Here is an 11,418-nt window from a genome sequence, read left to right as displayed (position 1 = left end):
ACTGAAGGGTGGGAAGCCGGGGCTGAATTCTGCATCTTCTCCCCGGGATCGTCGCCTGCCCGTTCCGGCCATTGTTGCCGGCGAAAGGCTGCTCCATACTGAGCTAACGTACCGGACTAAAGAAAACGATCGACTGACGTTAATACCGTAAATAAAAGGATGGATATGACTGACTCTAAGCAAGCATTGATCATCGGCGCTTCACGCGGCATCGGTTTGGGTGTGGTGGAGGTACTGGCAAAACGTGGCTGGCAGGTGACGGCAACGGCCCGGGGCGCGGTTCCGGCAAAAGGCCCCACTTCGGTTGAATGGGTTACGCTGGATATTAATAAACAGGAAGACCGTAAAGCGGTTAAGGACGCACTCTCCGCACGCCGTTTCGATCTGGTTTTTGTCAATGCAGGCGTGTTTGGCCCCGACCATCAGGACCTTCATCAGGCGAGCGATGAAGAGATGCTTCAGCTGTTTTTAACCAATACCATTTCCCCCGTTCGCACCGCGGCGGAATTTCTGCCCCTGCTGAATCACCGCACCGGCGTGCTGGCGCTGATGACGTCCGAGCTTTCCAGCCTCAATGAGAATGACGTTGCCACCTACCCGCTGTATTCCGCCAGTAAAGCGGCGCTGAATATGCTGAGCCGTGGCCTGCAGGACGCGACGGAAAAACAGGAAGTGACGCTGCTGTCCGTTCATCCGGGATGGGTAAAAACCGATATGGGCGGCGAAAACGCCACGCTGACCGTCGAAGAGAGTGCCACCGGGATTGTCGATCGGTTCGACGCATTCCGCAGCAAAGGCGGCCACCACTTTGTGGACTATTCCGGCCGTATCCTGCGCTGGTAAATGCGCGGTTGGGCGCGCGCGCCCCTGGGGGACAGGGGTGAGCAGCCGGATGCCTTTACGGATAAAGGCATCCGAAGATGAAAATTATTCAATCACCAGGCTGTTAATGGCCAGGACTGCCTGAGCCGCTTCCGCGCCTTTTTTCACAAAGTGCTTATCGTAGAACTGAACGATTTCATCAACCGGCTGGAAGTTATGCGGGGTCAGCGAAACGGAGAACACCGGAACTTCGGTGGCCAGCTGCACGTTCATCAGGCCATCGACCACCGCCTGAGCAACGAAATCGTGGCGGTAAATGCCGCCGTCAACCACCAGCGCGGCGCAGACGATCGCATCGTATTTACCGGTTTTCGCCAGCTTCTGGGCGACTAACGGCATTTCAAATGCGCCGGGAACGTCGAACACGTTAATCACGGCGTCAAGGTTCTCTTCCTGAGCGATACGCTGACGGAAACCCTCTAATGCCTTGCTCACAATCTCTGTATGCCAGTTGGCTTTAACAAAGGCGATATTAATTTTTTTCACTGTAACTCCAGAACGCGATGAAATGTATCAATCTTTAACGGGGAATTTTACTGGAAAGTAAGATTATTTTCACTTGGTATAACATGTTGAAAATACGAAATCCACACGTCAGAAAAAAAGCCGCTCCCCGCCGCCGCGCAGCATTTTATAACTCCCCGACCGATCATTAACCGTGTTATGGCCGCAGTAAAAAACAAAAAAAGCCTGAGGATGTTTTACCATCCTCCGGCCAGAGAGCGAACGCCGTTGCCTTTGAGCGATTAGCGCTTCTTACGGTTGCGGTACATATCGATAGAGACCGCCGCCACAATGATCATCCCTTTGATGATGTCCTGCACGTAGGCATCAACGCCGACGAAGGTGAATCCACTCTTAATCAGACCGAGGATCACCGCGCCAATCAGCGTCCCGGTGATGCGGCCCACGCCGCCCATCAGGCTGCTGCCGCCGATAACCGCTGCGGCAATCGCATCCAGCTCGTAGGACAGACCCATGCTTGACTGGCCGCTGCTGACGCGCGCCGCCAGTACCACACCCGCCAGACCGGAGAGGCCACCGGCGATGGTGTAAACGATGATCAGGTACTTGTTAACGTTGATACCGGACACCTTCGCCGACACCATGTTGCCGCCGATAGCGTAAACATATTTGCCGTAGCGAGTGTGCTTCAGAGCGATATGGAAGATGACCGCCACCACCAGGAAGATAATCACCGGCATGGCGCCCTGACCGATAGCGGTGAAGCCGTCAGACAGGAAGCTGATTGGGTTACCCTGGGTGTAGTACTGTGCCAGGCCGCGCGCAGAAACCATCATCCCCAGCGTGGCGATAAACGGAGGAATACCGGTTTTAGTAATCAGCACGCCGTTGAGAATACCGCACAGCAGACCGACCCCAATCCCCGCACCGATAGGGATCACCGCAGGCATATCCACCAGCGACGGGAACATCGGCGACAGGCTGTCTGAGGTTTGTGCCAGACTGGCGGCGACCACCGCCGTTAAGGCAATGACTGAGCCGGACGACAGGTCGATACCCGTGGTAATAATGACCTGGGTTACCCCGACGGCAATAATACCGATAATCGCTACCTGTAAAACAATCAGCACCAGGCGGTTAGGGTTCATCAGGAATGACTGGTCGCGAACATACCAACCAAAGGCTTCGAAAATCAGCGCGATACCGACCATTACTACGAAAATACCGGTATCTTTCGGCATCTTGCTTTTCAGATTACTGAAGAATGAGGGTGCTTCAGTTGACTGTTGCGTTGTCATTTTCATATCACTCATGTTTTATTTACCTTACGCCCTTACTCGGACGCCAACGACAAAATGGTTTCCTGGTCAGCATCTTCTTTATTGAGGATGCCGGTAATACGACCGCCGTGCATCACCATGACCCGGTCGCTCATGCCGAGAATTTCCGGCAGTTCAGAAGACACCATGATGATGGCAACGCCACGGCTCGCCAGTTCGCTGATCAGACGGTATATTTCCGCCTTCGCACCGACGTCGATACCACGGGTAGGTTCGTCAAGGATGAGAATTTTGGGCTGGGCCAGCAGCCAGCGTGCAATCAGCACCTTCTGCTGGTTACCGCCACTCAAGTTATTAATGATCTGGTCCATGGTCGGCGTTTTGATATTCAGCTTACGGATCTGCTCAAGGCAGTCCTTCGCCATGTCGCCATGATTAACAAAGCCCGCTTTGGCGCTGTAGTTGGTCATCTTGACGATGCTCATGTTCTCCATCACCGACAGCACCAGGAACAGGCCGGACTTTTTACGGTCCTCGGTCAGGAACGCCAGACCCTTATCGATCGCCGATGCCGGGGATTCGATAGTGGTTGGCACACCGTCAATCAGAATTTCACCGCTGTCGATGGAGGTCATGCCGAACAGGCTCTCCATCACTTCGCTGCGTCCGGCACCCACCAGTCCCGCCACCCCGAGGATTTCGCCACGGCGCACGTTAAAGCTGACATCGTGGAATACGCCCTTGCGCGTCAGATTGCGCACGGTCAGGACATCTTCACCGATGTTGGCATCAAATTTCGGGAACAGCTGGGTCAGTTCACGCCCCACCATCTGCGTAATCAGCGACTGGCGCGAGTAGCTTGACGTTAAATCACTGGCTACCCAGGTGCCGTCACGGAACACGCTGACTTCATCGGTAATGGCGAAGATCTCATCCATTTTGTGGCTGATATAGATGATGGCTTTACCCTGCTCGCGCAGGTCGCGGATGATGGCGAACAGATGCGACACTTCGGTTTCCGTCAGTGCCGACGTCGGTTCGTCCATAATCACGATGTCCGAGTTCCAGGACACCGCTTTGGCGATTTCAACCATCTGCTGGGAGGCAATGCTCAAATCGCCAACCATCTGGTCAGGCCGCAGACGGATATTCAGTTTAACCAGCAGATCTTTGGTCAAACGATTGAGTTTTCCGTGGTCGACGAAGCCGAGTTTCATCGGCTCGCGACCCAACCAGATATTTTCGGCGACCGTCATATGCGGTACCAAATTAAGCTCCTGGTGGATCATGGAAATTCCCGAACGCAGTGCATCCAGCGTATCGGTAAACTGCACAGGCTCCCCTTTAATGCGGATTTGTCCCTCATCGGGACGGTAAATCCCGATGAGGCACTTCATTAAAGTGGATTTGCCCGCGCCATTCTCACCCATCAGAGCATGCACCGTTCCGGGTTTGACGCGCAGCGATACGTTGCTTAACGCCTTAACACCCGGGAAAAACTTGCTGATGCCTTCGGCTTCAAGCGCATATGCGGACATTTAACACCTCCGTACAACTGTTATCGGCAACGGTTATTTCAGGTTTTTGCTGGTAAATTCTGCGTAGTTTTCTTTGGTGATCAGCTGATAAGGGATCATCACGTTCTGCTCAACTTTTTCACCTTTTGCCAGCTTAACGGCGGCCTGTACGGAGCCTTCACCCTGTCCTTTTGCATCCTGGAACACGGTGGCAACCATCTTGCCGTTCTTGATCATTTGCAGCGCGTCCGGCGTACCATCCACGCCCGCGATCACGATTTTGGTCGGGTTTTTACCCAGTGCCTGCAGGGCACCGATAGCCATTTCGTCGTTGTTGGAAGCGATAGCCTGAATATCATCGCCCGCCGTCATCCAGTTGCTGACTACGTCCACCGCATCGTTACGGGTGAATTTCGCCGTCTGCTCCTGAACCACTTTCAGGCCCGGATATTTTGCCACGACGGTTTTCACGCCTTTGGTACGGTCGCGCGTGGCTTCGTTCGCCAGGTCACCCATCAGAATCGCCACGTTACCCTTGTAGTTCATCTGTTTTGCCAGGGCTTCCATCTGCAGGCGGCCCGCCAGCTCGGAGTCGGATCCAACGTAGGCCATTTTTTCGGTCAGGGCAGTGGCGGGTTTACGGTTTACGAACACCAGCGGAATGCCGGCTTTGGTGGTGAGGTCAACAATCGGTTTTACTGCGTTGGTATCAACCGGGTTTACGATGATGGCGTCAACGCCCTGGCCGATAAAGTTTTGCACCTGCTGGAGCTGCTGGGCAACGTCGCCTTTGGCATCTTCAATCTGCCCGTCGACGTTTTCTTTCTTCATTTCCTTGCTGATGGAATTGCGCACAATAGTCAGGAAGTTGTCATCAAACAGTGCCATAGAAACACCAACCTGGACTTCTTTGGCGAAACTGGTGACAGGTAACATACATACTAACAGTGACGCTAAAATTGTTTTTTTCACGTTCATGGCGGAGCCCTTATTATCGTTAGCATGCGCAGGCTGGCTGAGACGTCGAATGAAAAATTTCTTTTACATTCCTTCAACGTGACCGACGACTTTAGTAAAATGTAGGGGGTTACTATTACATGTATGACTATTTTATTATTAACACTTCATCGTAAAAAATTAATTAAAAACAAATACTTAAATTCAAACCACTGTTTTACTTTTCCCATCCCCTGCCTGCGTTGCCGCAGAGCAGTTTTTTTGTTTCATATTAAAGTTAATTGAAACTTTCACTAATAAAGCACCGAAACGCGTGTTTTAAAATCATCAAATAACAAAAATTTGACACACCTCTAACATCGCTGATGGAAACGCTGGAAAGTGAGATCTGGCGCAAGAGATTTGAGACTGACGGCAATTGCATTTTCTCTGCGCGAGCAAGGTCACAACCGGGCTGGGGGGCTGGAAATGAAATGCCTGGCGGACAGTAAGGGCTTTATCGCTTCGGTGATGGGGAATGTGTCCCGGTATTGGGCGGCTGGTGGGCGGTCCTCGCGCCGCTTCGCGGTCCCCTCGGTTCCGGCATCCGGCCGGACGGACCGGCGGAAACGCAACATCCCTGTCGCGATTCCGCCTGACGACGACGTCCTGTCGCCGTCTCCTGGCCAGATGCCTGCACCTCAGCGCTGCGGATTACCCGCCAGCCGCCCAATACCGTGCCACCCTCTTCTTTCATGTTCGCTGCCAGGAAACAACACAGATTATGAAGCTCAGACGGGTGGATCCCTCGCAGGAGCATCCACAGCGCTGAACGAAGAAAGGAAGCCAGGATTCGCCTGCATGGACGCAGGCGAAAGGCGCAGCCGCGCAGGACGCGCGTCTGTGCCGGTCCGGCAGGCTGACGAACGCAATGAAGGCACCGCGCAGCGGCGCGAGGACCCGCTCCGGAGAGGGATTCACCCGTCTGCGCAGAGCCACCCGTTTCCAGAAAACAACGCCTGAAAAATGAAAAAGCCGTGGCAGAAGAAACCGGCCACTATTATCTACGCAGATCGCTATTCAATTCTGAGGCCAGGATCTTATCTCTCACAGGCAACTCTGATGATGAAAGCTCAGACGGGTGGATCCCACGCAGGAGCATCCGCAGCGCTGAACGGAGAGAGGAAGCCAGGATTCGCCTGCATGGACGCGCGTCTGTGCCGGTCCGGCAGGCTGACGAACGCAGTGAAGGCACCGCACAGCGGCGCGAGGACCCGCTCCGGAGAGGGATCCACCCGTCTGCGCAGAGCCACCCGTTTCCAGAAAACAACGCCTGAAAAATGAAAAAGCCGCGGCAGAAGAAACCGGCCACTATTATCTACGCAGATCGCTATTCAATCTCGAAGCCAGGATCTTATCTCTCACAGGCAACTCTAATGATGAAAGCTCAGACGGGTGGACCCCTCGCAGGAGCATCCGCAGCGCTGAACGGAGAGAGGAAGCCAGGATTCGCCTGCATGGACGCAGGCGAAAGGCGCAGCCGCGCAGGACGCGCGTCTGTGCCGGTCCGGCAGGCTGACGAACGCAGTGAAGGCACCGCGCAGCGGCGCGAGGACCCGCTCCGGAGAGGGATCCACCCGGCTGGGCTGTCACAACAGGCAACTCTAATGATGAAAGCTCAGACGGGTGGATCCCACGCAGGAGCATCCGCAGCGCTGAACGGAGAGAGGAAGCCAGGATTCGCCTGCACGGACGCAGGCGAAAGGCGCAGCCGCGCAGGACGCGCGTCTGTGCCGGTCCGGCAGGCTGACGAACGCAGTGAGGGAACCGCGCAGCGGCGCGAGGACCCGCTCCGGAGAGGGATCCACCCGGATGGGCTGGCACCTTTTACCAGAAAGCCATCCCGAAGAAATGAAAAAGCCGCCACGGAAACACCCGCAGCGGCTTACAGATTGAACAATTACCGATCTTGCAATCAACGACTCAGTGAAGCCGCCTTCTCCAGGGTCATCCCCTTCGTTTCCGGCGCCAGCCAGATGGATGCCAGCAGACCGACAATCGAAACGGCAGCGGCAACATACATCGTTTGCCCAATACCCAGCGTCGCCAGAGAATACGGCACCAGCCAGGTCCCGGCGGCAGAACCGATACGTGACATCGATGACCCCATGCCGACCGCAAATGCGCGAACCTCGGTCGGGAACAGCTCATTCGGATACACCAGTTCCAGCACCTGCGCCCCACCGATAAACACCGCGTAGGCACCAAACAGCGCCAGCACCAGCATCTCAGAACCGTGAGAAGCCGCACCCAGACCCAACAGTGCCAGGCTTGACCACAGGAAGCTGTGAATAATCAGCTTACGACGGCCCATCGTGTCAATCAGCCGGGTAGCGATAATGCAGCCCACCACAAACAACAGCGTGATAATCACCGAGCCCATTGAAGCCCACTCGCCTTTCAGATTCAGCGCCTGCAGCACCACCGGGGCGAACGAGTACACGGCAAACATTGGCACCACCGCCGCACTCCAGAACACCGCCACGAACAGCATGCGTTTACCGTAGCCGGCATTTAACAGCGTGCGGATAGAAACCTTCTGCTCCTCGGACTCTTTCGGCAGGTTAGCCAACGAGAAGGTCGCGCCGTACACCTTTTTGATAATCTGCTCGGCTTCTGCCAGGCGGCCCTTGCTGACCAGCCAGCGCGGGGATTCCGGCGTACCCAGACGAATCAGGAACAGCGCCATACCCAGAACCGCCGGGCTGGCCAGCACGTAGCGCCAGGCCTCATCGCCGCCGTGGGCCAGAATCGCGTTGCCGACGATATAGGCCAGCGCCGCACCGGCAAACCACAGAATCGTCAGCCCCGCCAGACGCGGACCACGGTTTTTCTGCGGCAGGAACTCGGTCAGCAGCGATCCCGCCACCGGATATTCCAGCCCCACCCCCACGCCTATCAGGAAGCGCAGGAAGAACAGCACCACGCCGGATTCCGTCCAGAAGGTGCCTATCGAACCCAGGATAAACAGAATCGGTCCAACGAAGAACAGGCGCTGTCTGCCAACCTTATCGGTCAGCCAGCCGCCGAGGAATCCACTGAAGAAGGTGCCGAACATCGCCGATGCCGCCACCAGTCCCTGCCAGAAGGAGTCCAGGTGCAGATATCCGGAGAACTGCACAATTGCTACGCCGATAATACTCAGCACATAGCCATCAAGGATCCATCCTCCCCCGGCGCGGACGGTCATCAACTGGTGAAAACCATTTAAGGGTACATCCTCAATAGATATATTATTCTTATTCATGACAGAGAATCTCCTGTAAGGATTCATGTTTTGCAGGTACAGAAATTCGCTCTGAATTGGATTAATAATTCAGAAATTACTTTGATTTATTTTTATAACGTCATGTAAGTCTTGATATCGGTTATCTTTTTCAGTCGCTAACGTTGCCCATTCATTTTTTTCGACCCCTGTTTTTATTTTCCATACGGTAAATAAAACATTCCTGAGTAAACGATATATACAGTTTTCTTTAATGATTCAGCCTGTTGTTTATTCAGCATCGCCGGATGATAACTGCTCCGTCCTCGACGGTATCCGCTGGGCCAACACTGTTAACTTCAGGTTAAATTCATGTTGAAGCTATACTCCTCGCTTCACGCTGTAAATACGTTCATCGGGGCGATTATTCAGGAATGTGATCGCTCTCTGAAAACAAAACAGAAAAAAAACCCTCACAATTAACATTGCAACTAATTGAATTATAATAATTAATATCAAAGCACAGGTATTTTCATACTATTATTACGTATTTTCTTTGTCTTTTTTGCGTATGCAAAAAAAATCCACATATTGCCTGTCTCAACAGTTGTTGGCAGATTGTTAGCAAATGAAGCGAGCGGAGCCTCACCGAACGGGAGTTTGACCCGTATCGGCAGTACCCGCTATCTGACTAACACACCCGCGCGCCGTTAAATCAACGACTGCCTGAAGACCAGACCTGGAGAAGATATGATTAACTTTGATGGTATTTTTACCCCTGCCGTTACCCCTTACGCTGCTGACGGCAGCATTGATTTTGCGCGTTATGATGAAGTCCTGGAGTCATTAATTGCCGGTGGCGTTCACGGTATTATTATCGGCGGCTCTACCGGCGAATATTATGCGCAATCCACCGAAGAGCGCCTGGCGCTGGCAGAACGCGCTCGCCAGGTGACGGCAAACCGCCTGCCGCTGGTGATCGGGACCGGTGCGATCCGCACGGAAGATGCCGTGACTTTCGCCACGCACGCCCGCGAAATCAAAGCCGATGCGATTCTGGTCACTTCTCCTCCGTATGCGCTGCCGACCGAGCTGGAAAACGCCCACCACGCGCTGACCGTTGATAAAGCCGCGCAGCTGCCGATCATGCTGTACAACTACCCGGGCCGCATGGGCATTACCATGGGTGAAACCTATTTCACCGAAGTCAGCAAATCGAAAAACGTGGTGGCGATTAAAGAAAGCTCCGGCGATCTGAATATCCTGCACCTGCTGGCCTGCAAATTCCCGAATATCGCCCTCTCCTGCGGCTGGGACGACCTGGCGCTGGAGTTCTTCGCCTGGGGCGCACGCAGCTGGGTCTGCGCGGGTTCTAACTTTATTCCACAGGAACACGTGGCCCTGTATCAGGCCTGCGTGGTGGAAAAAGACTTCAACAAAGGCCGCAAAATCATGGCGGCGATGATGCCACTGATGAACTACCTGGACGGCGGGAAATTCGTGCAGGCCATCAAGCACGGTGTGGATCTGACCGGCCTGAGCACCGGTCCGGCACGTGCACCGCTGCTGGGCCTGACGGAAGAAGAGCAGGCGCAGCTGAAAGCGGTGATTGCCGGCGTGAAGCAAAATGTCGCCGCGGCGATTGCTGGCTGATATTCCGACCTGACCCGAAAACACACTCTGTACCGCATATAAACGGGAGTATACCCAAGTGCAAAAAATAACCTCTCTGCCCGCCGATGATGCGCTTCCGGGGTGGTATCACACCAGTAAACCGCGCACGCCGCGCCCGTCGCATGTCGGCCAGACACAGACACGCTGGGCCATTGTTGGCGCAGGCCTGACCGGGCTTGCCGCCGCGCGCCAGATGGCGCTGAACTTCCCCGACGATGAGATCGTCCTGATTGAAGCGCAGGAAGTGGGCTTTGGTCCCGCCGGGCGTAACGCGGGCTTCGCCATCGACGTTCCGCACGATATCGGCGCGAAGGACTATATCGGCGATATCACCACCGCGAAGCGCGTGCTGAAGCTGAATACGCTGGGCCAGGACTATCTGCGCGACATCGTCAAGACCCACGGTATTGAGTGCCAGATGACCGACTCCGGTAAATACCAGGCGGCGGTGAGCGGTGCGGGTATTGCGGTGCTGGAGGCGTATCGCAGCGGGCTGGAGAAAATTGGCCGTGAGACGCAGATGATCGACGAGCGCGATCTGCCGGATCACATCGGCATCTCCTACTACAAGAAGGCGCTGTTTATTCCCGGCACCGTGCTGGTACAGCCTTCGGCGCTGGTGAAAGGACTGGCCGACAGCCTGCCGCCTAACGTCACGCTGTATGAGAACACGCCGATTACCTCTATCGACTACGGCGACAAAGTTACGCTGATCCACGATCGCGGCAGCATCACGGCGGATAAACTGATTCTGGCCAACAATGCGTTTGCCGCCGATTTCGGCTTCCTCAACCGCCGCCTGCTGCCAACCTTCCTGTACGGCAGCCTGACGCGCCCGCTGAATGAGGAAGAGCAGGCGCGGCTGGGCGGCAAGCCGGTGTGGGGCGTGATCCCGGCGCATCCGTTCGGCAGCACCATCCGCCGTACGGTTGATAACCGGATTCTGGTGCGTAACAGCTTCAGCTTTAACCCGAACGGTCGCCCGCGCGAGCATCTGCTGAAGCGTTATATCGAGAATCACCGCCGGTCATTTGAGCGCCGTTTCCCGATGCTGTCCGGGGTGAATCTGGAGTACTCGTGGAGTGGTGCGATCTGCCTGTCGGAAAACCATGAAGGTTTCTTCGGCCAGCTGGCACCAAACGTCTACGGTGCGCTGTGCTGCAACGGCCTCGGGATCACCCGCGGTACGGCAACCGGTAAGCTGCTGGCGGATATGATTGCCGGTCAGCGTAATGAGCTGATTGATTTCCTGCTGGCCTCACCCGGCCCGAACAAGACGCCGCCGCAGCCGTTCCTGTCGATTGGCGTGAATTCAGTGTTCAAGTGGGGACAGTTCAGGGCGGGGCTGGAGGTATAGTCCGGCAACACACTGACGGTTAAGCTATCGGATAAGCAAGCG

Annotated in this window: 8 protein-coding genes; 3 read left to right on the top strand and 5 right to left on the bottom strand. The window is 55.0% G+C overall.

The features are described from left to right. The first annotated feature begins 165 nt into the window (after positions 1-165). Positions 166-843, top strand: coding sequence for an SDR family oxidoreductase (locus PGH32_RS05045; RefSeq protein WP_314427129.1), 678 nt, complete (start codon positions 166-168; stop codon positions 841-843). Between the two features lie 84 nt (positions 844-927). Here the strand turns inward: PGH32_RS05045 and PGH32_RS05040 are convergent, their stop codons facing one another. The 5 genes from PGH32_RS05040 to PGH32_RS05020 form a co-directional block, all read right to left on the bottom strand. Further along, positions 928-1,368, bottom strand: a complete 441-nt coding sequence (locus PGH32_RS05040) for a 6,7-dimethyl-8-ribityllumazine synthase (RefSeq protein WP_314427126.1) — start codon at positions 1,366-1,368, stop codon at positions 928-930. Between the two features lie 260 nt (positions 1,369-1,628). Continuing rightward, positions 1,629-2,651, bottom strand: a complete 1,023-nt coding sequence (locus PGH32_RS05035) for an ABC transporter permease (RefSeq protein WP_172606588.1) — start codon at positions 2,649-2,651, stop codon at positions 1,629-1,631. 29 nt (positions 2,652-2,680) lie between these two features. Beyond that, positions 2,681-4,165 carry a sugar ABC transporter ATP-binding protein gene (locus PGH32_RS05030; protein ID WP_123333125.1) on the bottom strand — a complete coding sequence of 495 codons (1,485 nt, stop codon included), beginning with the start codon at positions 4,163-4,165 and terminating at the stop codon, positions 2,681-2,683. 33 nt (positions 4,166-4,198) lie between these two features. Beyond that, entirely contained in the window at positions 4,199-5,122 is a 924-nt protein-coding gene (locus PGH32_RS05025; RefSeq protein WP_314427123.1) for a sugar ABC transporter substrate-binding protein, read from the bottom strand. 1,933 nt (positions 5,123-7,055) lie between these two features. Next, a complete protein-coding gene (locus tag PGH32_RS05020; RefSeq protein ID WP_314425342.1) occupies positions 7,056-8,387 on the bottom strand; it encodes an MFS transporter in 1,332 nt (443 codons plus the stop codon). 708 nt (positions 8,388-9,095) lie between these two features. Here PGH32_RS05020 and PGH32_RS05015 point away from each other — a divergent pair. Continuing rightward, complete coding sequence (locus PGH32_RS05015) at positions 9,096-9,998, top strand: dihydrodipicolinate synthase family protein (RefSeq protein ID WP_314425345.1); 903 nt, start codon at positions 9,096-9,098, stop codon at positions 9,996-9,998. Positions 9,999-10,056: 58 nt separating this feature from the next. Then, complete coding sequence (locus tag PGH32_RS05010) at positions 10,057-11,376, top strand: NAD(P)/FAD-dependent oxidoreductase (RefSeq protein WP_314425347.1); 1,320 nt, start codon at positions 10,057-10,059, stop codon at positions 11,374-11,376. The last annotated feature ends 42 nt before the right edge of the window (positions 11,377-11,418 follow it).

Source organism: Erwinia sp. SLM-02 (genome assembly GCF_037450285.1).
Classification (GTDB): Bacteria; Pseudomonadota; Gammaproteobacteria; order Enterobacterales; family Enterobacteriaceae; genus Erwinia.
Note: the sequence above shows the minus strand (reverse complement) of the source record. Positions and strands in the feature narration are given on the sequence as shown.